Genomic DNA, 19,305 nt, shown 5'->3' on the forward strand with positions numbered 1-19,305 from the left:
GGCGTGGGTCGGAACTCCGCGCGGCGGGGATCGGACCCTGCAGGGTTCAGTGCAGCAGCACCAGCGTGGCCAGGCCGAGGAAGGTGAAGAAGCCCATCGAGTCGGTCACGGCGGTCAGGAAGATGCCGCTGGCCAGCGCCGGGTCGAAGCCGAAGCGTTTCAGGGTCAGTGGCACCAGCACGCCGGCCAGTGCGGCGAACAGCAGGTTGCAGGTCAGCGCGATGGCGATCACTGCCGACAGCCCGGGCGAGTGGAACCAGGCCAGCACGATCAGCCCCAGCACGGAACCCAGCATCACGCCGTTCAACAAGGCGACCCGCACCTCCTTCCACAGCAGCGTGCGCGCGTTGGACGCGCCTACCTGGCCCAGTGCCAGGCCGCGCACCATCAGCGCCAGCACCTGGGTACCGGCATTGCCGCCCAGGCCCGCCACGATCGGCATCAGCACGGCCAGCGCCACCAGCTTGTCGATGGTGCCTTCGAAGTGGCCGACTACGCTGGAGGCCAGGAAGGCGGTGCACAGGTTCACCGACAGCCACATCAAGCGCCGGCGCATGGCGCGCCAGACCGGGCTGAACAGGTCTTCGTCCTCGTCCAGGCCGGCGGCGCCCAGTGCCTGGTGCTCGGCCTGGCCACGGATGATGTCGACCACGTCATCGATGGTGATGCGGCCGATCAGGATGTTGTTGTCGTCCACCACCGGCGCGGAGATCCAGTCATGGTCGGAGAACTGGCGGGCGACCTCCTGGTCGCTCTCGCCGACGTCAATGGCCGGCTGCTCGTCGTCGATCAGGCGGTTGATCGGGGTGGTGTCCTCGTGGGTCACCAGTGCCGCCAGCGACACCCGGCCGAGGTACTGATGGCGCCGGCTGACCACGAACAGGTGATCGGTATGGTCCGGCAGTTCGCCGCGCAGGCGCAGGTAGCGCAGCACCACGTCGACATTGACGTCGGCGCGCACGGTCACCACGTCCGGGTTCATCAGGCGGCCGGCGCTGTCCTCGGGATAGGACAGCACCTGCTCCAGGCGCTCGCGGTTCTCGCGGTCCATCGACTTGAGGACCTCGTCGATGACCGTATCGGGCAGGTCTTCGACCAGGTCGGCCAGGTCGTCGATGTCCAGGTCTTCGACCGCGGCGATGATCTCGTCCGGGTCCATGTCCGCGAGCAGGCTCTCGCGCACGTCTTCGCCGACGTGGACCAGCACCTCGCCGTCATCTTCCGGATCAACCAGGCCCCACACCACCTCGCGCTTGCCCGGCGGCAGCGATTCAAGCAGGTTGCCGATCTCGGCCGGGGCCAGGGTGTTGACCAGCCGACGTACCGGGCCCAGCCGGCCGCTGTCCAGTGCATCGGACAACATCCGCAGTTGGCGCGCAGTCTTGTCGTGGCGTACAGCTTCAGCCATCGCAGCTCCCGCGGGATAAGAAAAGCCGCGATCCCGGCAAGGATGCGGCAACAGGGGTGTTCAGCGCGTCATTATCGCAAGGGGATGTTTCAGCGCATAGCCGCCGGGTGGCGGTAGTGCCGGCCGCTGGCCGGCAACCTCTTGGCCTTCAACGAGACGGGGTCAGATCCCTTTTCCCGCGGAAAAGGGATCTGACCCCAGGCGTGCATGCCCGGCGAGCGGGTGGTGTCAGGGCGTATCGGCCACCAGCGCCAGCCAGCGTTCGATGGCGCGGCGGTCGCGCGCGGCCAGCAGCTTCGGGGCACGGGCGCGCAGCGCACCCAGATCGGCTTCGCGGATGGCACGGCGCACCTCCAGCAACGTACCGGGATGCAGGCTGAACTCGCTCAGGCCCAGCGCCAGCAGCAACGGGGTCATCCGCGCATCACCGGCCATCTCGCCGCAGACCGCCACCGGGATGCGGTGGCGTGCGCCGGTCTCGATCACCATCTGCAACAGCCGCAGCACCGCCGGGTGCAACGGTGAATACAACTCACCCAGCGCCTCGTTGTTGCGGTCGGCGGCCAGCAGGTACTGCACCAGGTCGTTGGTGCCGATCGACAGGAAATCGACCAGATCGATGAAACTCTCCAGCGCCAATGCCGCCGCCGGGACTTCGATCATCGCGCCCAGCGGCACGTGCTCGGACACCATATGGCCTTCGCTGCGCAGCTGTTCGCTCAGCTTGAGCATGCGCCGGCGCACCGCCAGCAGTTCCTCGCGGGTGCTGACCATCGGCACCAGCACGCGCAGCTTGCCGTAGGCCGAGGCGCGCAGGATCGCGCGCAGCTGGGTGTCGGCCACCTTGGGCCGTGCCAGCGACAGGCGCACGCCGCGCAGGCCCAGTGCCGGGTTCTCTTCGTTGCTCAGGGTCAGGCCGGTACGATCAGCCTTGTCCGCACCCAGGTCGAGCGTGCGGATGGTCACCGGCCGGCCGCTCATGCCCAGTGCGGCATCACGGTAGGTCTGGAACTGTTCTTCTTCGTCCGGCAGCTCGTTGCGCTGCAGGAACAGGAATTCGGTGCGATATAGGCCCAGCCCCTGCGCGCCCAGCGCATGCGCCTGGGTGACGTCCTCCAGCGATTCGGCATTGGCCAGCAAGGCAATGTCGACCTGGTCGCGGGTACGGCTGGGCTTGCTGCGCAGGCGGCCAAGCTCGCGCTGCTCGCGCGCGTGTTCCTTCAGGCGTGCGCGGTAGTCACGCAGGTTGTCGGCCAGCGGGTTGACGGTGATGCTGCCGTCGGCACCGTCGATGATCAGCACGTCGCCGTCGGCGACGCGGCTGAGCAGTTGCGGCACATTGACGATCAGGGGCAGGTGCAGGCTGCGCGCCAGGATCGCGCTGTGCGACAGCGCGCTGCCGGCGGCGGTGACGATGCCGACCACCCCCTGCGCCTGCAGCTGCGCCAGTTCGGATGGGGCGATGTTGTCGCAGACCAGGATCTCGCCGGCCAGGCCCTTCATCACCGGCGGGCGTTCGGGTTGCAGGAAGGCGTGGATGCGGCCGATCACATGGTCGAGATCGTCCATGCGGCTCTTCAGGTAGGCATCGTCCATGCCATCGAAGACCTTGGCCAGGCGGTCACGCTGCAGGCGCAGCGCGTAGCCGGCACTGTACGGGCCGCTGCGGATCAGTTCGTCCAGGCCATACAGCAGCTCGGGGTCGTCCAGCAGCAACGCGTGCAGGTCGAGGAACTCGCCCACTTCCTGGTTCAGTGCGCCATGCAGGCGCTGACGCAGTTCGTGCATTTCCGTACGCGCGGCATCCAGCGCACGGTGCAGGCGGGCCAGTTCGGCCTCGACCTGGTGTGCGGCCACGCGTTGCTCGGCCACTTCCAGTGCATGCGGCAGCCGCACGCGCGCCCGGCCCATCGCCGTTCCGCGCGCCGCGCCATGGCCGGCCAACAGCTGTACCGGCCGTTGGCCGGAAGGGAGCTGGCCGGCGCGTGCGCGTGGCACGCTCAGCTGTCCTCGTCGAAGCGGCGTTCGAACAGGCCGACCACCGCCTCCATCGCGGCGGCTTCATCTTCGCCGTTGATGCGCACGGTGACCGGAGTGCCCTGGCCGGCGGCCAGCAGCATCACGCCCATGATGCTCTTGGCGTTGATCTCACGGCCCTTGGCGGCCATGGTCACGTTGCAGCGGAACGGCGCCAGGGTCTGCACCAGCTTGGCGGTGGCCCGGGCATGCAGGCCCAGGCGGTTGCTGACGGTGAGTTCTCGTTCAAGCATCGTCGACTATCGCTCCATTACGGGTACCCGCCGCGGCTGTGGCGGGCAGTTGATCCAGTCCCTGTTCCGGATAATTCATCACCCGCAGCAACATCGGCAGGCTCAGTGCCGACACCCGGCGAACCGGGGTCCCCAGCCGGGCCAGCTGCCCTGCAAGGTTGGCGGGGCTGGCGCCGTACAGGTCGGTCAGGATCAGCACGCCCTCACCACTGTCGACCCGCCGCAGGGCGGCCGAGGCGAGCGGGAGCAGGGCGTCCATGTCTGCGTCGAACGGTACTTCGAAAGCTTCGGTTTTCAGCGGCAATTGCCGCAGGAGCCGGGTCGCCACGTCAAGCAGGGCGGTCCCGACCCCGGGATGTGTTACGAGGAGAATGCCACAGGTCATTACTGCACGTTAACAGGTCAAGGTGAATCGGCGATAGCAGCAGATGAGGGGCACTGTGTCCCGTATTCAGCGTTATCGGGGTCAGAGCCCTTTTCCCCTGGAAAAGGGATCCGACCCCATGCGTTTTTCGATGCCTGGCAGCGATTCATCCACGCATGGTGTGGATCCATCGTGTCGACCAAGGTCGACACCTACCAACAGCGCACGGAATCTGTCAGAGGCGGGGCGGTGTGGGTAGGCAGGACCGTTGGCGCCATGGATGGCGCCATCGAGCCCCCATGGGTGAGGGCGCTTTGCTTGCGAAGCACTGCTTCGCAAGCGCCCGAACGCCCAGCCGCCAGCGGCTGGGCCGGACCCCGGAGGGGGGTTCACGGCGTGTCCTGCCTACCCACACCGCCCCGCCATCCCACGGAATGCCGCTTTTGCTGTTGCTGTTGCTGTTGCCGGCCAGCGGCCGGCACTACCGGCGGGTGCCGGGCGCAGCCCGGCCGGCCCCCCTCAATCCTGTTCGCGGTGGTACGTCGCCACGTCCTGCCAGCCCATCTCGCGGGCATGCCGGGCCATGCGCTCGGCCAGGAACACCGAGCGGTGCTTGCCGCCGGTGCAGCCGAACGCCACGGTCACGTAGCTGCGGGTGCCATCACCCAGTTTCGGCAGCCAGGTATCGAGGAAATCCATCAGCTGGGCCAGGTAGCGCTGCACGTCCGGTTGCGCTTCCAGATAGTCGCGTACACCCGGTTCGCGGCCGCTGAGCGCACGCAGGTCCGGATCCCAGTGTGGATTGGGCAGCACCCGCGCATCGAACACGAAGTCCGCTTCGGCGGGTACACCGCGCTTGTAGGCGAATGATTCGAACAGCAGCGACAGGCCGGTGGCATGGTCCATCGCGAACTCGGTGATGATCCGCCGCCGCAGTTGGTGCACGTTGAGGTTGCTGGTATCGATCACCGCATCGGCCTCGCGGCGCAATGGCGCGGTCAGCTCGCGCTCGCGGGCGATCGCCTCGGGCAATGACAGGCCCAGCTGGCTCAGCGGATGGCGGCGGCGGGTGTCGGCATAGCGCTTGAGCACCGTTTCGTCGCTGGCCTCGAAGAACAGTACCTTCACTTCCACGCCGGCGTCGGTGGCCAGCTGCCGCCAGTCGCCCAGCTGGCTCAGGTCGGCCTGGCCGCGCACGTCGATGCCCACCGCCAGCCGGCGCGGCGCGCTGCCATCGTGGTTGGCCAGCAGGCTGCGCACGAAGTCCGGCAGCAGGTGGATCGGCAGGTTGTCCGAGCAGTAGTAGTCCTGATCCTCGAAGGTCTTCAGGGCGACGGATTTACCCGAGCCGGACAGGCCGCTGACGATGATCAGGGTCGGGGCGGAGGGGGTGGCGGTGCTCATGGACAGGCTCTTCGAGGGGCAGGGGAATCAGGGTGTTCGCCGTTCCAGCAGATTGCTGTGGCGGGCGATGAACATCGCTGCCGGATCAATGCCCTTGGTGCGCAGGATGTGCAGGCGGGTGGCGGCTTCGGTCAGCACGGCCAGGTTGCGGCCGGGCATCACCGGCAGGGTGATCAGCGGAACGTCGAGGTCCAGCACATGGCGGGTGCCCGAGTCGCCGGTCAGGCGCTCGTAGCCATGCGGGGTGGGTTCGGTCATCGGCTTGGTCAGGTGGACGATCAGCCGAAGGTACTTGTTCTTCTTTACAGCCGTGTCGCCGAACATCTCGCGCACATTCAGCACGCCCAGGCCGCGCACTTCCAGCAGGTCCTGCAGCAGTTCGGGGCAGGTACCGTCGAGCACGTCCGGGGCGATCTGGGTGAATTCGGGCGCATCGTCGGCCACCAGGCGATGGCCGCGGCTTAGCAGCTCCAGCGCCAGCTCGCTCTTGCCCGACCCGGCCTCACCGGTGATCAGCACGCCGATGGAATAGATCTCCATGAACACGCCATGCAGGATCACCCGCGGCGCCAGCGTGCGCGCCAGGTGGTAGGACAGGTGGTTGAGCAGTTCGTGGCCGCGCTTGGGCGACAGCCACAGTGGTGTACCGGATTCATCGGCGGCCGCGCGCAGGTCTTCCGGGCACGCCTGGTTGCGGGTCAGCACCAGCGCCAGCGGATGCGACTGCATGATCTTCTCGATGGTCTCCCAACGCTGGCGGGGTTCCAGCGCGTCCAGCCAGGACAGTTCCTCGGTGCCCAGGATCTGCACCTTGTTGGGATAGATCGCATTGAGGTAGCCGGCCAGCGACGGACGCCGCGAGACCGTGTTGCCGGCCTCCAGCTCGCGTTTCTCACCGGATTTGCCAGCGGCCCAGCGCAGCCCCAGCCGCTCGCGCTGCTGTTCGAACAGTTCACGGGCGGTGATGCTGGTATTCATGCGGCACTCGCAGGTGGGGTCATGTCCAGCGCCTCGCGCAGCGCCCGGGCATCGCCGGCTTCGCGCAGGGCCTGGCGGATGTCCGGTGCGGAAAACAGCTCGGCCAGCTCGGACAGCAGCATCAGGTGCTGGTGGGTGTAGTGGGCGGGGACGGCCATCGCGAACACCAGGTCCACCGGTTCGTCGCCGCCGAAATCGACCGGGGTCGCCAGTCGCAGCAGGGCGCCACGGGGGCGGTCCAGGGTCGGCGCGCGGCCGTGGGGGATGGCGATGCCGTGGCCGATCGCGGTGCTGCCCAGGGCTTCGCGCTGGCACAGGTTCAGATAGATCTGTTCGGCGTTGGCCTGGCGGCAGGCCAGCAACCCGGCGGCGGCCTGCAGGACGCTGTCACGGTCGGTGGCCGTGCAGAGCTGGGTCTGCACGGCCGCCAGGAGGTCAGTCAGGGGCATGTCTGCGGGGAACGGTGGCGATCAGCCACCATTGTCGCCCACCGGCAGCGGTGCGTGCTGCTGTTTTTTCTCCTTGTGCTTGATGACCAGGCGGTCAAGCTTGTCCGCGAGCAGGTCGATCGCGGCATACATGGTCTGGCCGCCGGCCTCGGCGTGCAGGGTCTGCCCCGGAATGTTGAGGCTGGCGTCGACGTGGTGTTCGGTCTTCTGCAGCTTGAGGGTCACCCGCGCTTCGCAGTGCTGGTCGAAGTGTTTTCCGATCCGGGCCAGCTTCTCCTCTACATAGGACTGCAGGGCCGGGGTGACTTCGACGTCTTTGCCAAACGTTTCGATGCGCATCGGGTTTCTCCTGTGTTCGGATGTGCCAATGAACCTCTCCGCCGGGCGCGGCGGCGCGTCAAGCGATTCTGACCCTTTCGTGCGAGGCGGAAATGTTCATGGCTTCACGATACTTCGCCACGGTGCGTCGCGCTACTGGAATTCCCGACGACTTGAGCAGGTCAGCCAGCTTGGCGTCAGAAAGCGGCTTGCGCGGGTTCTCGTCGTCGATCAGGCGGCGGATCATCGCCTGGATGGCCGTGCTGGACGCCTCGCCACCGCCTTCGGTATCGATGCCCGAGGCGAAGAAGGCGCGCAGCGGCAGGGTGCCGCGCGGCGTGCGCACGTGCTTGCGGGCGATCGCGCGCGACACCGTGGATTCGTGCAGGCCCAGCTCGGCGGCGATCTCGCGCAGGGTCAGCGGGCGCAGCGCCTGCTCGCCGAATTCGAGGAAGCCGGCCTGTTGCAGGATCAGGCTGCGCACCACCCGCAGCAGGGTTTCGCCGCGCTGCTGCAGGCCCTTCAGCAGCCAGCGCGCCTCCTGCAGCTGGCCGCGCAGGTAGCCGGCGTCGGCCTCGCCACAGCGGCGGATCAGCTGTTCGTAGCCACGGTGGATCACCACCTTCGGCCCGGCATGGGCCGCCAGCGCTGCGCGCCAGATGCCGTTCTGCCGCCACACCACCACGTCGGGCACCACATAGGTGTCCTGCGACAGCGGCGCGATCTGCGTGCCCGGACGCGGGTCCAGCGAGCGCAGCAGCGCGACTGCCGTCTCGACCTCGTCCAGTGGCTGTTTCAGTTCATGCGCCAGCCCGGAGACGCCACTGCGCGGCAGCCGTTCCAGCGGGCCTGCGGCAATCTGTCGCGCCAGCGCCAGCCCCGGCGTGTCGGCAGGCAACACGTCCAGCTGCAGCTGCAGGCACTCGCCGAGCGTGCGCGCGGCAACGCCGACCGGGTCGAAACGCTGGATGCGATGCAGCACCGCGAGGATTTCATCCTCACCGGCATGGACCGCCGGCAGCAGGGTTTCGGCGATGGTGGCCAGCGGTTCGCGCAGGTAACCATCGTCGTCCAGGGCATCGATCAGTGCAGCGCCGATGCTGCGGTCATGCGTGGAAAGATGCGACAGGTGCAGCTGCCACAGCAGGTGGTCGGCCAGCGTTTCGGTTTCCGCCACGCGCTCGGCGGCACTGCCGGTGTCATCGTCATCGTCGAAGCTGCCACCACTGCCGGCGGCACTCCAGTCGAGTTCGGCCGGCGCCCAGTCGTCGCCGTTGTCGGTGCGTTCGGCGGGCGCGTCGGCATCGGTGCTGTCGCTGGCCTCATTGGCGGCACTGCTGTCGTTGCTGTCGGCCCAGTCCAGCAGCGGATTGCTCTCCACGGCCTGGGCGATTTCAAGCTCCAGCTCGGTCGTGGACATCTGCAGCAGCTTGATCGCCTGCTGCAGCTGGGGCGTGAGCACCAGCTGTTGTCCCAACGATGTCTGCAGCCGAGTCTTCATGCCTGTGCCGAACGGAAGGAAAGGGACCCGGCGCCTGCGGTCACAGCTTGAAGGAATCCCCAAGGTAGACGCGACGTACGTCGGCGTTGTCCAGGATCGCCTCCGGCGAGCCCTGGGCCAGCACGGTGCCCTCGGCGAGGATATACGCGCGGTCGCAGATTCCCAAGGTCTCGCGCACGTTGTGGTCGGTGATCAGCACGCCGATGCCACGCTGCTTGAGATGGGTGACGATGCGCTGGATTTCACCCACCGAGATCGGGTCGACACCGGCAAACGGTTCGTCGAGCAGGATCAGGCGCGGCTGCGCGGCCAGTGCGCGGGCGATCTCGCAGCGACGACGTTCGCCACCGGACAGGCTGGCGCCGAGCTGGTCGGCCACATGGCCCAGCTGCAATTCGTCGAGCAGGCTGTTCAATTCGCGTTCGCGGCCGGCCGAATCCAGGTCTTCGCGAAGCTCCAGTACCAGGCGGAGGTTGTCGGCCACCGTCAGCTTGCGGAACACCGACGGCTCCTGCGGCAGGTAGCCCACGCCCTGCTTGGCACGGGTGTACATCGGATCGCTGGTGATGTCCTTGCCGTCGAGCACGATGCTGCCGGCATCGGCGGCGACCAGGCCGACGATCATGTAGAAGCAGGTGGTCTTGCCGGCACCGTTGGGGCCGAGCAGGCCCACCACTTCACCGGCGTCGAGGGTCAGCCCGAAGTCCTTCACGACTTCGCGCTGCTTGTAGCGCTTGCGCAGGCCCTTGGCGACGAGCATTACTTCTTGCTCCCGGCCGGCTTGGCCGACGTGCTGGCCGGCGCCGCCGCCTTGGGCGTGGCCGCCGGCTGTGCCGCCGCGTTCTTGTTCTTCGGCGGAATGACGGTGCGCACGCGGCTGCCATCGCCACCGGAATTCATTTCGCCGCTACGGGTGTTGTAGACCATGCGCTGGCCGGCATTGGTGCCGCGCGCGCTGGTGACCTTGTAGTTGCCGGTCAGGGTGATGATCTCGGTCTTGATGTCGTAGTCGATGCGATCAGCCACCGCGTCCATCCAGGTGCCATCGTCGAGCTGCTGCTTCATCGTGGCCTGCTTGCCGGTGAACACCGCACGCACGGCCTCGCCGTCCTTCAGGTAGATCTCGGCTTCGGACGAGCGGATGTCCAGCGAGCCCTGGGTGACGGTCACGCCCTGCGAGAGCACGGTCTTGCCATCGCCGGTGAGCACGCCCGACTGCGCGCCGGAGTCGATGTTCATGTTCTCGTTGCGGTCGGTGGACTTGGCAAAGGCAGCGCTGGGAACAAGGAGACCGAGCGCGAGTACGGCTGCAAAGGGAATCTTCATCGGGGTCCGTTCTACCGGTGGGGCCGCCCGGGAAACCGGGGGCGGATGGGTGGGCTGCCTGCCTTGCGCCTGTCCGGGGACGTCGCAGGAGGGCGGCGGAATCAGCGTCGGGGCGTGTAACGGCCCTTGGACTGGCTGAGGAAATGATACGTGTTGTTCTTCGAATCCACCTCGAAGCCAACGCCGGACTGTTCCATGCCGGGGCGGGTCATGGTGACCAGCGCATCGGTGCGGGCACGGTTCTCCTTCGGGAACACGTCCAGGTGGTCGGTGCGGAAGGTGGTCGGCACCACGCCCGGATCGGCCGGGCTGTCGCCGGCGACATTGCCGCGCAGCTTCATCTGGTCGCCCTTGGCGCTGAGCCAGCCCGTCTCGGCACGCAGGGTCCAGTGCTTGCCATCCTTGTCCGGCATCTCGAACAGCGGCGTGGCGATGTTGATGGTCTGGTCGCCACGCTGGCGCTCCAGCAACGGTGCGCGCAGGGTGGTCGATTCCTTGCCGTGCTCATCCAGGGCGACGACCTGGAAGTCGTGCAGGACGTAGTCCACGCCGACATCCTGGCCGGCAGTGGCCGGACCCTTGTCGCGGTTGCGCAGGGCCGCCCAGCTGCTGAGCAGGGCCGCCAGCAGCAGGCCGATGCCGAGCAGGGTGCGCCAGTTCAGGCTCGGCAGGTTCATGCACCGAACCTCGCCAGGACCGCGTCCACATGTCCCTGCGCGGCCAGCAGGATGTCACACAGCTCACGGGCTGCACCACGTCCGCCATCGGCGCGGGTCTGCCAATGCACGCGCTCGGCGATCCACGGGTGGGCGTTGGCCGGCGCCACCGCCAGGCCGACCGCGCCCAGCGGTGCCAGGTCCGGCAGGTCGTCGCCCATGAAGGCCACCTGCTCCAGGCCGATGCCGTGCTGCGCACACAGCGCCTGCACGCTGGCCAGCTTGTCGCCCACGGCGATCTGGGTATCGATGCCGAGGTCGGCGCCGCGCCTGAGCGCGGACTGGCTGTTGCGCGCGGTGATCAGCACGGGGTGGATGCCGTGCTGCTGCAGCAGTTTCAGGCCCAGGCCATCCTGCACGAAGTACGCCTTGCTCTCGTTGCCGTCCTTGTCGTAGTACAGCCGACCGTCGGTGAGGGTGCCGTCCACGTCGAAGCAGGCCAGGCGGACGCGGGCCGCGGCGGCATGCAGGTGGGCGGGGAAGGCGGGCAGGGGGGACCAGGGCATCAGGGTGGCAGGCTCGGTGGATTCGGGTTGGGACGGTACAGACTGAATGGGGTCTACGGACTGTCGGTTAAACCACCCGGGCCCGCAACAGGTCATGAATGTTCAGGGCACCGACCGCCCGGCCCTGGTCGTCAACCACGATCAGGCCCGTGATCTTGTGGGTCTCCATCAGCCGGGCAGCCTCCACCGCCAGCTGGTCGGCGCCGATGGTACGTGGGTTGCGGGTCATCACATCGGCGATCTTCGCGGTGCGCACGTCCAGCGCGCTGTCCAGCGCCCGGCGCAGGTCACCGTCGGTGAACAGGCCGATCAGCACACCGTCGGCATCGACCACGGCGGTCATGCCCAGCCGCTTGCGGCTCATTTCGACCAGCGCCTCGCTGAGGCTGGCGTCGGCCCCCACGCTGGGCAGGTCCTCCCCGGTGTGCATGACGTCGGTGATATGCAGCAGCAGGCGGCGGCCGAGGCTGCCGGCCGGGTGCGAGCGGGCGAAATCGTCGGCGGTGAAGCCGCGTGCGTCGAGCAGGGCCACGGCCAGCGCATCGCCCATCGCCAGCGAGGCGGTGGTGCTGGAGGTCGGCGCCAGCGCCAGCGGGCAGGCCTCGGCCGGCACGCTGACGTCCAGGTGGATATCGGCGGCGGTGGCCAGGCTGGACTGCGGGCGGCCGGTCATGGAAATCAGCACGTTGCCCTGGCGCTTGAGCACCGGCAGCAGCATCAGCACTTCGTCCGATTCGCCCGAATAGGACAGGGCCAGCACCACGTCGGCCTCGGTGATCATGCCCAGGTCACCATGGCCGGCTTCGCCCGGATGCACGTAGAACGCGGGAGTGCCGGTGGAGGCCAGCGTAGCGGCGATCTTGCGGGCGATGTGCCCGGACTTGCCCATGCCGGTGGCGACCACCCGGCCGCGGCTGGCCAGGATCGCCTGGCAAGCCTGCTGGAAGGCCTCGCCGAGGCGGTCGGCCACGGCATCCAGCGCCTGCCGCTCGATCTCGAAGACGCGGCGGCCGCTGGCGACCAGGCCGGCAGGGTCGACGGAACGGGGGGGCAACAGGGATTCGGCCATGCGGACGCCACGCAGCGGAAGTAGAATGGAGGCACATTTTATTAGGAAAGCCCGTTGGACGCCGACACCATCCGCAACCTGATCGAAACCGGCCTGCCCGGCGCCCGCGCCGACGTGCAGGGCGACGATGGCGTGCATTTCGAAGCGACCGTGGTCTGCGAGGCCTTTGCCGGCAAGATGCCGCTGGCCCGCCACCGGATGGTCTATGCCACCCTGGGCGACCTGATGGGCGGCGCGATCCACGCGCTGGCGCTGAAAACCGTGACCCCGGCCGAAGCCGGCTGAACCGCAGAAGATCCCGAATACATGGCCAAGATCGTTGTGACCGGCGGCGCTGCGCTGCACGGTGAAGTGAGCATCTCCGGCGCCAAGAACGCCGTCCTCCCCATTCTCTGCGCGACCCTGCTGGCCGATGCGCCGGTGGAGATCACCAACGTGCCGCACCTGCACGATGTGGTCACCACGGTGAAGCTGCTGGGTGAACTGGGTGCCAAGGTCACCATCGACCAGGGCACGCTGTCGCGCGGCAGTGCGATCGTGGTCGACCCGCGTCCGGTCAACCAGCATGTCGCCCCGTACGAGCTGGTCAAGACCATGCGCGCCTCGATCCTGGTGCTGGGCCCGCTGCTGGCCCGCTTCGGCGCGGCGGAAGTGTCGCTGCCCGGCGGCTGCGCGATCGGCTCGCGTCCGGTCGACCAGCACATCAAGGGCCTGCAGGCGCTGGGCGCCGAGATCGTGGTCGAGAACGGCTTCATCAAGGCCACGGCCAAGCGCCTGAAGGGCGGCCATTTCACCTTCGACATGGTCAGCGTTACCGGCACCGAGAACGTGCTGATGGGCGCGGTGCTGGCCGAAGGCACCACCATCCTCGACAACTGTGCGATGGAACCGGAAGTGACCGATCTGGCGCATTGCCTGATCGCGCTGGGCGCGAAGATCGAAGGCCTGGGCACTGCCCGCCTGGTCATCGAAGGCGTCGAGCGCCTGTCCGGCGGCCGCCATGAAGTGCTGCCCGACCGCATCGAGACCGGCACCTTCCTGGTGGCTGCGGCGATGACCGGCGGCAAGGTCACGGTCAACCGTGCGCGCCCGAACACCATGGACGCGGTGCTGTCCAAGCTGGTCGAAGCCGGTGCGAAGATCGAGACCACCGACGACACCATCACCCTGGACATGCAGGGCAAGCGGCCGAAGGCGGTCAACCTGACCACCGCACCGTACCCGGCGTTCCCGACCGACATGCAGGCGCAGTTCATGGCGCTCAACTGCGTGGCCGACGGCGTCGGCGTGATCAACGAAACGATCTTCGAAAACCGTTTCATGCACGTCAACGAGTTGCTGCGCCTGGGCGCGGACATCCAGGTCGAAGGCCACACCGCCATCGTGCGGGGCAGCGAGCACCTGAGTGGCGCACCGGTGATGGCCACCGACCTGCGTGCCTCGGCCTCGCTGATCCTGGCCGGCCTGATGGCCAGCGGCGAGACCACCATCGACCGCATCTACCACCTTGACCGTGGCTACGAGAACATCGAAGAGAAGCTGTCTTCGCTCGGTGCCACCATCCGGCGCGTGCCATGATCCTGCGCGGCAAGTTCAGCCCGCGTCGCAAGGCGCTGCTGGCGCTGGTGCTGATCGTGCTGGCGTGGCTGGGCTACGCCTGGTACGCCAACATCGCCATCACCCAGGGCATCGAGCAGAAGGACATGGACTGGAATGGCGATGGCACGGTCTCGCGCGACGAGATCATCGAGTCGTTCTATGCGGTTGCGGTGAATGACAGCCAGGACGGCAACCGCCATTGCCGCACCTTCGTCTGGCGCAGCACCGGCGAGCAGATCCGCGTGGACTGCCGTACCGAGTTCAAGCCGGCGGCGGCCGAAGAAAAGAAGTAAGAAAAACGCCCGCGAAAGCGGGCGTTTTCTTTTCGCGGGGCCCGGGGTCGGAGCCCTTTCCATCGGAAAGGGCTCCGACCCCAGCCACACAACCGGGGTCAGAGCCCATCCCCGAGGGGATGGGATCCGACCCCGGCACTCAGTTCATCGCCTTGATGGTCAGGTCCAGGGCATCGCGGTCGTTCTCCCGCTGCAGCATGCGTGCCGGCACCGGGAACTCCGGCACGATCCAGGCGATCAGCTCCTTGTTGCCGTCGGCACGCGAGACCTTGGTCGCTTCGTAGCTCTTGCCGCCCACGGTGATCGACTCCTTGCCGATGACGCGGTAGGTCATGTTCTTGATGCGGCCTTCGTCGACCATGCGATAGGTCAGCGGCTTGCCGGCGGCGAGGTCACGGGCGATCGCCAGGTTGATCAGCAGCGCGTCCATGTCACCGGATTTCAGTGCGATAGGTCCAGCGCGGTCCGGCTTGATGTCGCCGGTCCAGGTGGCCTGGTTGCTGGTCCAGTTGTAGTTGGCCTGCACGTTGCGCTTCTTCACCAGCAGCGCCGAACGGTCCTGGCTGCTGAGCGGGCGCAGCTGGCCGCGCACTTCTTCGAACACGGTGCTCTGGCTCAGGTCGGCCAGCTGGTTCTTCACCTGCAGCGTGTAGCGCCACTTGTTGGCACCCTCGCTGCTCAGCGTCATGCTGCCATTGGCCTGCATGCCCATGTAGCTGGCCAGGTAATCGGCCTTGAACGGCTGCAGGGCCATGGCCGGCAGGCTGGCCACCGACAGCGCGGCTGCAGCGATCCAGGTGAGGGGGCGGGTCAGGGTGCTCATGCTCAGACTCCTTGGTATTCGATCAGGCGCAGATCGACGCGGTCTTCGCCGTCTTCGCGTTGCAGGATGCGCACCGGGGTGGGGACACCGTTGGCGATCCAGAGGATGGTTTCGTTGTTGCCGCCGTTGGTCCGGTAGACCCGCAGCGCGTTGTAGGACAGGTCGCCGACCTCGACGTTCTCGGTCTGCGGCGCGGCCTGGTAGTCGTGCTGGCGGACCTTGCCCATGTCCACGTAGCGGTAGTGCATGGTGGCACCCGGACGGGCATCCCGCATGATCGCCAGGTTGATCAGCAGGGCGCTCTGGTCGCCCGGCTGCAGCGGAATCGGCTGCGCACGCTTCTTCTCGACGTCGCCGGTCCACTGCGCGGTACCGGCCTGCCAGTTGTACGTGCCGACCGCCTTCTTGCCCAGGAACAGGCCCTTGCGCACCGTGCTCTGGCTCAGCGGTGCATAGGCGCCGGCGCGCTCCTCGAACACCGTGCTCTGCTCGATGTTCAGGCCCAGCACGCTGGCAAAGCCGCGGCGGCCGACCACCTGCATGTCGACCCGCCACTGGTTGCCGCCGGTATGGGTGACCTGCATGCTGGCGTCGCCGGCCTCCTTGCCTTTGTAGAAGGCCTGGTAGGTGGCGCTGAACGGCTGCAGCGGCGGCGGTTCCCACGCCAAGGCCGGCAGGGCCGGGGCCGCCGCTTCGGCCGGCGGTTGCACCGCTGGCACCGGCGCCGGAGCCGGCGAGGCGGCAGGCGCCTGCGCCTGGCCCCAACCCACGCCGGGAAGCACGACAAGCGACAGCAGCAGTGAAGTGGACAGCAGGGTCGTGGTCTTCATGGAAGAGAGGAGCCGCAGGAGGTGGGCAGGATGCCAGCCCCGCAGTCAGCGGGGCGTGTGCGTGGGCGTTACCGGTTCAGGTTCCCGGCGGAATCTAGGGCCAGCGGGCTAAACAGGGGGTGACCGTCCAGTTGCGGCTGGCCCTCCCGTTCAGTCAGGCGGCCGGCGCACAGCAGCTGCAGCGTGGCGATCAGCAGGGGATGCTCCACCGCCAGCACACGCGCGGCCAGCGTGTCGGCGTCATCGCCGGGCAGCACCGGTACCCGCACCTGGGCCAGCACGGCGCCGGCGTCCAGCTCGGGTACGACCAGGTGCACGCTGGCACCGTGCTCGGCATCGCCTGCATCCAGTGCCCGCGCATGCGTGTCCAGCCCCTTGTGCAGCGGCAGCAGTGACGGGTGGATGTTGACCAGGCGGCCATTGAAGCGCTGCACGAAGGCGGCGCCGAGTATGCGCATGTAGCCGGCGCAGACGATCCAGTCCGGTGCGACCGCGGCCAGTGCGTCGCCCAGTGCCTGCTCGTAGGCGGCGCGGTCCTGGAATTCCTTCGGCGCATGCGCCCAGCGCAGGTTGGCGCTGACCCGCTGCAGCGCGGCGGCGGCCGGGCGGTCGGAAAATACGCCGACGACCTCGGCGCGCAGGCGTCCCGCAGCGATGGCATCGAGGATGGCCTGCAGGTTGCTGCCGCGGCCGGAGGCAAGCACGGCAATGCGGGTGGGCGCGGTCATTGCGGGGTACTCCGGCGGATCAGCGGCCAGGTCAGCAGGCTGCCCACGGTGGCCATCAGCATGTCGGCATGGGCGTCCCACATGTCGCCCTGCTGCCCGTTGTAGGCCTCGGCGGCGTCCGGCGACAGGGCGAGCGCGATGGCCCATTCGAACCACTCGTAGACCAGGCTGGCGCACATCACCGTCATCACCGCCAGGGCGAAGGCCTGGCCGCGGCGCAGCGCCGGCCAGGCGTGACGTGCCAGCTGCAGCAGTGCCGGCGTGAAACAGACGCCGAACAGGAAGTGGATGAGGCGGTCGAAATGATTGCGCTGCCAGCCGAACGCCGCATTCGGCGACCAGCCGATCAGCGCCTGCGTCCACGCGTCGTAGGGAACGTTCGAGTACAGCCAGCGGGCGGCCACACAGTGCAGCGCGATGAAGCCGCAGATCGCGATGAAGGCACCGTTGCCCAGCCAGCCACCCCGGCGGTCGACCCACAGCAGGGCGCCCAGGCCGATCACGGTCAGCGTGCTGTGCAGCGCCTGCTCGGTGGGCCACAGCGGCTGGATCCAGCTGACCGCGAATACCGCCAGCACGGCAGCGAAGGCCAGCTTCTTGGGGCGCGAGAAACGGAAGGCGCTGGGTGAAGCGGTCGTGGGGAGGGCAGGCGCGGACATGGGAAGTCGATCAGGAAAGGGCGGGGCGTCTGCCGGCAAGTTCAGACGCGGAGATGGTCGCCGCGGTCGAACAGGGCGGCCATGTCAGGCTTGGACAGGAACACCCAGGCATAGGCGGTCAGGGCCATGCCCAGCGGGCCGGCCAGCACCGCCAGCCAGGCCGCGCGCTGGCACCAGGCCAGCCCGGTGCGGCGCGACAGCAGGCGCGCGGTGTGCAGCTGCACGAAGCCCAGCGCGGCAGCCAGCGCTGAAACGACGCCGTACACGGTGGCCAGTACCGCGCCATCGTCCAGCCCGCGCGAGCTGGCAACCAGGCCGATGAAACCGAGGAAGGCCAGCGCGGCCATCCAGTGGAAAACCGCCAGCGCGTAGAACAGCACCTTCAGCGTCTGCAGGTGGCTGCCCAGCTGAAGGTGCGCCAGGGTCTGCTGCGGCAGCGGCGGCGGTGCGCCCGGGCTCGTCATGCCGCCGTGCCCGCTGTGTCGAACGCGGCCTTGACCTGCGGACGCAGCAGCGTGATCAGGCTGAGTACTCCCAGCACGGTACCGATCGGCGTGAACAGACAGGCCAGCCCGGCCACGATCAGGCACAGCAGGTAGCGGCGGCGGCGGGCCAGGCAACGGCCGGCGTAGGCCACGAACGCGCCCAGGGTGACGCCACCGAACACGATGACACAGCCGATCACGACGAACATCCAGCCGAACACGCGCTGTTCGGCCGGCGACGAGGGCTGGCCGCCGGAGTTCATCGGCAGGTTGCCGGTGAGCGCGGTGACGCCGAGCACGATGTGGACGATGAAGATCAGCGAGAACAGCGCGATCAGGCCGCCGACCACGTAGTGCGCGATTGACAGCATGCGCAGGTGGTCGGCGTCCTGGGGGCTGAACGCCGGTACCGCCGTCGTTGGCGGCGGCACGGGGGTAGGGGGCAGCGGGGGCATTGCGTCCATGCGGGCTCCTCGGGGCCGGGTTCAGCCGATGTGGACGCGCTCGGCGCCTTCAGCAGTGACCACCTGGCCGATGGTCCAGTGGTCCAGGCCCTGCGCCTTGACCGCCTCGGACACGGCGGCGACCTGGTCGGCTGCCACGATCAGCACGAAGCCGATGCCGCAGTTGAAGGTGCGCCACATCTCGCTGTCGGCCACGGCGCCTTCCTTCTGCAGCCACTGGAACACCGGCGGCAGGGTCCAGGACGATGCCTGGATGTCCAGGCCGAGGCCGTCGGGCACCACGCGGATGATGTTCTCGGTCAGGCCGCCACCGGTGATGTGGGCCATGCCGTGGATGGCCTCGCCGTGCGACTTCAGCAGTGCCAGGATCGGCTTCACGTACAGGCGGGTCGGTGCCATCAGCGCGTCGACCAGCTTCACGCCGCCCTCCAGCTCCAGGTCGGCCGGGCGGCCGGCGCGGTCGTAGATGCGGCGCACCAGCGAGTAGCCGTTGGAGTGCGGGCCGGACGAGGCGATGCCGATCAGCACGTCGCCGGCGGCCACGCTGGCGCCGTCCTTCAGCTCGCTCTTCTCGACTGCGGCGACCGTGAAGCCGGCCAGGTCGTACTCGCCCGGGGCATACATGTCGGGCATTTCAGCGGTTTCGCCGCCGATCAGCGCGCAGCCGGCCTCGGTGCAGCCGTTGGCGATGCCGCCCACGACCGCTGCGGCGGTGTCGATGTCCAGCTTGCCGGTGGCGAAGTAGTCCAGGAAGAACAGCGGCTCGGCACCCTGCACCAGCACGTCGTTCACGCACATGGCGACCAGGTCGATGCCGATCGTATCGTGGCGGTTCAGCTGGTGGGCCAGCTTCAGCTTGGTGCCCACGCCATCGGTACCCGACACCAGCACCGGCTCGCGGTACTTGTTGGACAGGTCGAACAGGGCGCCGAAGCCGCCCAGGCCGCCCATCACTTCCGGGCGGAAGCTGCGCTTGACCAGGGGCTTGATCCGCTCGACCAGCGCGTTGCCGGCGTCGATGTCGACCCCCGCGTCACGGTAGGTGAGGGGGGAAGGGGCGGAAGACGGGGTGTTGGTCACGGGCGTCGGCGCTGGCAGGGGTTGAATGAGCGATT

The 19,305-nt window shown here is 67.9% G+C and carries 24 protein-coding genes; 3 read left to right on the top strand and 21 right to left on the bottom strand.

All coding sequences use genetic code 11. The features are described 5' to 3' along the window. Window positions 1-46: 46 nt before the first annotated feature. The 14 genes from mgtE to AC5P7I_RS05475 form a co-directional block, all read right to left on the bottom strand. Window positions 47-1,408, bottom strand: coding sequence for a magnesium transporter (gene mgtE, locus AC5P7I_RS05410; RefSeq protein ID WP_008266103.1), 1,362 nt, complete (start codon window positions 1,406-1,408; stop codon window positions 47-49). Window positions 1,409-1,636: 228 nt separating this feature from the next. After that, window positions 1,637-3,406, bottom strand: a complete 1,770-nt coding sequence (gene ptsP, locus AC5P7I_RS05415) for a phosphoenolpyruvate--protein phosphotransferase (RefSeq protein WP_032958484.1) — start codon at window positions 3,404-3,406, stop codon at window positions 1,637-1,639. Window positions 3,407-3,408: 2 nt separating this feature from the next. Further along, on the bottom strand, window positions 3,409-3,678 hold the full coding sequence (locus AC5P7I_RS05420) for an HPr family phosphocarrier protein (protein WP_005408385.1): 270 nt from the start codon (window positions 3,676-3,678) through the stop codon (window positions 3,409-3,411). Then, window positions 3,671-4,063 carry a PTS sugar transporter subunit IIA gene (locus AC5P7I_RS05425; protein WP_032958481.1) on the bottom strand — a complete coding sequence of 131 codons (393 nt, stop codon included), beginning with the start codon at window positions 4,061-4,063 and terminating at the stop codon, window positions 3,671-3,673. The genes AC5P7I_RS05420 and AC5P7I_RS05425 overlap by 8 nt, the downstream gene beginning before the upstream one ends. Window positions 4,064-4,561: 498 nt before the next feature. Next, a complete protein-coding gene (gene rapZ / locus AC5P7I_RS05430) occupies window positions 4,562-5,446 on the bottom strand; it encodes an RNase adapter RapZ (RefSeq protein WP_014646231.1) in 885 nt (294 codons plus the stop codon). Between the two features lie 27 nt (window positions 5,447-5,473). Further along, the gene (gene hprK, locus AC5P7I_RS05435; protein ID WP_005408388.1) at window positions 5,474-6,424 is read right to left on the bottom strand and encodes an HPr(Ser) kinase/phosphatase; all 951 of its coding nucleotides are present in this window, start codon (window positions 6,422-6,424) and stop codon (window positions 5,474-5,476) included. Beyond that, window positions 6,421-6,873 carry a PTS sugar transporter subunit IIA gene (locus AC5P7I_RS05440; RefSeq protein ID WP_032130191.1) on the bottom strand — a complete coding sequence of 151 codons (453 nt, stop codon included), beginning with the start codon at window positions 6,871-6,873 and terminating at the stop codon, window positions 6,421-6,423. Before AC5P7I_RS05440 ends, hprK begins: the two co-directional genes overlap by 4 nt. Window positions 6,874-6,894: 21 nt before the next feature. Continuing rightward, window positions 6,895-7,212: a ribosome hibernation-promoting factor, HPF/YfiA family gene (hpf, locus tag AC5P7I_RS05445; protein WP_005415556.1), complete on the bottom strand. Its 318-nt coding sequence runs from the start codon at window positions 7,210-7,212 to the stop codon at window positions 6,895-6,897. Between the two features lie 58 nt (window positions 7,213-7,270). Beyond that, window positions 7,271-8,692, bottom strand: a complete 1,422-nt coding sequence (locus tag AC5P7I_RS05450; RefSeq protein WP_014646233.1) for an RNA polymerase factor sigma-54 — start codon at window positions 8,690-8,692, stop codon at window positions 7,271-7,273. 40 nt (window positions 8,693-8,732) lie between these two features. Beyond that, window positions 8,733-9,452, bottom strand: a complete 720-nt coding sequence (lptB, locus tag AC5P7I_RS05455; RefSeq protein ID WP_005415558.1) for an LPS export ABC transporter ATP-binding protein — start codon at window positions 9,450-9,452, stop codon at window positions 8,733-8,735. After that, complete coding sequence (gene lptA / locus AC5P7I_RS05460) at window positions 9,452-10,018, bottom strand: lipopolysaccharide transport periplasmic protein LptA (protein ID WP_032959333.1); 567 nt, start codon at window positions 10,016-10,018, stop codon at window positions 9,452-9,454. The genes lptB and lptA overlap by 1 nt, the downstream gene beginning before the upstream one ends. A gap of 101 nt (window positions 10,019-10,119) precedes the next feature. Further along, window positions 10,120-10,695 (bottom strand): LPS export ABC transporter periplasmic protein LptC, encoded by a 576-nt coding sequence (gene lptC / locus AC5P7I_RS05465; RefSeq protein ID WP_014646235.1) that lies wholly within the window; start codon window positions 10,693-10,695, stop codon window positions 10,120-10,122. After that, a complete protein-coding gene (locus tag AC5P7I_RS05470; RefSeq protein WP_014036245.1) occupies window positions 10,692-11,240 on the bottom strand; it encodes a KdsC family phosphatase in 549 nt (182 codons plus the stop codon). The genes lptC and AC5P7I_RS05470 overlap by 4 nt, the downstream gene beginning before the upstream one ends. Before the next feature lie 67 nt (window positions 11,241-11,307). Then, a complete protein-coding gene (locus tag AC5P7I_RS05475) occupies window positions 11,308-12,309 on the bottom strand; it encodes a KpsF/GutQ family sugar-phosphate isomerase (protein ID WP_014646236.1) in 1,002 nt (333 codons plus the stop codon). Window positions 12,310-12,363: 54 nt separating this feature from the next. Between AC5P7I_RS05475 and AC5P7I_RS05480 the strand changes: the two genes are divergently transcribed. From AC5P7I_RS05480 to AC5P7I_RS05490, 3 genes are read left to right on the top strand one after another with little or no spacing between them, the layout of a single operon-like run. After that, entirely contained in the window at window positions 12,364-12,594 is a 231-nt protein-coding gene (locus AC5P7I_RS05480; RefSeq protein ID WP_005408396.1) for a BolA family protein, read from the top strand. A gap of 21 nt (window positions 12,595-12,615) precedes the next feature. Continuing rightward, the gene (gene murA, locus AC5P7I_RS05485) at window positions 12,616-13,887 is read left to right on the top strand and encodes a UDP-N-acetylglucosamine 1-carboxyvinyltransferase (protein WP_014646237.1); all 1,272 of its coding nucleotides are present in this window, start codon (window positions 12,616-12,618) and stop codon (window positions 13,885-13,887) included. Further along, window positions 13,884-14,201: a hypothetical protein gene (locus AC5P7I_RS05490; RefSeq protein ID WP_032957609.1), complete on the top strand. Its 318-nt coding sequence runs from the start codon at window positions 13,884-13,886 to the stop codon at window positions 14,199-14,201. Before murA ends, AC5P7I_RS05490 begins: the two co-directional genes overlap by 4 nt. Before the next feature lie 139 nt (window positions 14,202-14,340). Here AC5P7I_RS05490 and AC5P7I_RS05495 read toward each other — a convergent pair whose 3' ends face one another. The 7 genes from AC5P7I_RS05495 to purM all read right to left on the bottom strand — a co-directional run bounded on the left by AC5P7I_RS05495 (window position 14,341) and on the right by purM (window position 19,270). Beyond that, window positions 14,341-15,024 (bottom strand): DUF3108 domain-containing protein, encoded by a 684-nt coding sequence (locus AC5P7I_RS05495; RefSeq protein WP_014036249.1) that lies wholly within the window; start codon window positions 15,022-15,024, stop codon window positions 14,341-14,343. 2 nt (window positions 15,025-15,026) lie between these two features. Beyond that, window positions 15,027-15,854, bottom strand: coding sequence for a DUF3108 domain-containing protein (locus tag AC5P7I_RS05500; RefSeq protein WP_049405384.1), 828 nt, complete (start codon window positions 15,852-15,854; stop codon window positions 15,027-15,029). Between the two features lie 68 nt (window positions 15,855-15,922). Continuing rightward, window positions 15,923-16,582 carry a phosphoribosylglycinamide formyltransferase gene (gene purN, locus AC5P7I_RS05505; RefSeq protein ID WP_014646240.1) on the bottom strand — a complete coding sequence of 220 codons (660 nt, stop codon included), beginning with the start codon at window positions 16,580-16,582 and terminating at the stop codon, window positions 15,923-15,925. After that, window positions 16,579-17,241: a DUF2238 domain-containing protein gene (locus AC5P7I_RS05510; protein WP_014646241.1), complete on the bottom strand. Its 663-nt coding sequence runs from the start codon at window positions 17,239-17,241 to the stop codon at window positions 16,579-16,581. Before AC5P7I_RS05510 ends, purN begins: the two co-directional genes overlap by 4 nt. 41 nt (window positions 17,242-17,282) lie before the next feature. Further along, a complete protein-coding gene (locus AC5P7I_RS05515) occupies window positions 17,283-17,705 on the bottom strand; it encodes a hypothetical protein (RefSeq protein ID WP_014646242.1) in 423 nt (140 codons plus the stop codon). After that, a complete protein-coding gene (locus AC5P7I_RS05520; RefSeq protein WP_032957615.1) occupies window positions 17,702-18,190 on the bottom strand; it encodes a hypothetical protein in 489 nt (162 codons plus the stop codon). Before AC5P7I_RS05520 ends, AC5P7I_RS05515 begins: the two co-directional genes overlap by 4 nt. 21 nt (window positions 18,191-18,211) lie before the next feature. Continuing rightward, window positions 18,212-19,270: a phosphoribosylformylglycinamidine cyclo-ligase gene (gene purM, locus AC5P7I_RS05525; RefSeq protein WP_014646244.1), complete on the bottom strand. Its 1,059-nt coding sequence runs from the start codon at window positions 19,268-19,270 to the stop codon at window positions 18,212-18,214. Window positions 19,271-19,305: the final 35 nt, after the last annotated feature.

The organism is Stenotrophomonas sp. YJH_SMC_138, assembly GCF_059369855.1.

Bases quoted from the DNA above. Each gene is read 5' to 3' on its own strand.
- mgtE (WP_008266103.1), bottom strand. From the start codon at position 1,408: ATGGCTGAAGCTGTACGCCACGACAAGACTGCGCGCCAACTGCGGATG.
- AC5P7I_RS05420 (WP_005408385.1), bottom strand. From the start codon at position 3,678: ATGCTTGAACGAGAACTCACCGTCAGCAACCGCCTGGGCCTGCATGCC.
- AC5P7I_RS05425 (WP_032958481.1), bottom strand. From the start codon at position 4,063: ATGACCTGTGGCATTCTCCTCGTAACACATCCCGGGGTCGGGACCGCC.
- rapZ (WP_014646231.1), bottom strand. From the start codon at position 5,446: ATGAGCACCGCCACCCCCTCCGCCCCGACCCTGATCATCGTCAGCGGC.
- hprK (WP_005408388.1), bottom strand. From the start codon at position 6,424: ATGAATACCAGCATCACCGCCCGTGAACTGTTCGAACAGCAGCGCGAG.
- AC5P7I_RS05440 (WP_032130191.1), bottom strand. From the start codon at position 6,873: ATGCCCCTGACTGACCTCCTGGCGGCCGTGCAGACCCAGCTCTGCACG.
- hpf (WP_005415556.1), bottom strand. From the start codon at position 7,212: ATGCGCATCGAAACGTTTGGCAAAGACGTCGAAGTCACCCCGGCCCTG.
- AC5P7I_RS05450 (WP_014646233.1), bottom strand. From the start codon at position 8,692: ATGAAGACTCGGCTGCAGACATCGTTGGGACAACAGCTGGTGCTCACG.
- lptB (WP_005415558.1), bottom strand. From the start codon at position 9,452: ATGCTCGTCGCCAAGGGCCTGCGCAAGCGCTACAAGCAGCGCGAAGTC.
- lptA (WP_032959333.1), bottom strand. From the start codon at position 10,018: ATGAAGATTCCCTTTGCAGCCGTACTCGCGCTCGGTCTCCTTGTTCCC.
- lptC (WP_014646235.1), bottom strand. From the start codon at position 10,695: ATGAACCTGCCGAGCCTGAACTGGCGCACCCTGCTCGGCATCGGCCTG.
- AC5P7I_RS05470 (WP_014036245.1), bottom strand. From the start codon at position 11,240: ATGCCCTGGTCCCCCCTGCCCGCCTTCCCCGCCCACCTGCATGCCGCC.
- AC5P7I_RS05475 (WP_014646236.1), bottom strand. From the start codon at position 12,309: ATGGCCGAATCCCTGTTGCCCCCCCGTTCCGTCGACCCTGCCGGCCTG.
- murA (WP_014646237.1), top strand. From the start codon at position 12,616: ATGGCCAAGATCGTTGTGACCGGCGGCGCTGCGCTGCACGGTGAAGTG.
- AC5P7I_RS05490 (WP_032957609.1), top strand. From the start codon at position 13,884: ATGATCCTGCGCGGCAAGTTCAGCCCGCGTCGCAAGGCGCTGCTGGCG.
- AC5P7I_RS05495 (WP_014036249.1), bottom strand. From the start codon at position 15,024: ATGAGCACCCTGACCCGCCCCCTCACCTGGATCGCTGCAGCCGCGCTG.
- AC5P7I_RS05500 (WP_049405384.1), bottom strand. From the start codon at position 15,854: ATGAAGACCACGACCCTGCTGTCCACTTCACTGCTGCTGTCGCTTGTC.
- purN (WP_014646240.1), bottom strand. From the start codon at position 16,582: ATGACCGCGCCCACCCGCATTGCCGTGCTTGCCTCCGGCCGCGGCAGC.
- AC5P7I_RS05510 (WP_014646241.1), bottom strand. From the start codon at position 17,241: ATGTCCGCGCCTGCCCTCCCCACGACCGCTTCACCCAGCGCCTTCCGT.
- AC5P7I_RS05515 (WP_014646242.1), bottom strand. From the start codon at position 17,705: ATGACGAGCCCGGGCGCACCGCCGCCGCTGCCGCAGCAGACCCTGGCG.
- AC5P7I_RS05520 (WP_032957615.1), bottom strand. From the start codon at position 18,190: ATGGACGCAATGCCCCCGCTGCCCCCTACCCCCGTGCCGCCGCCAACG.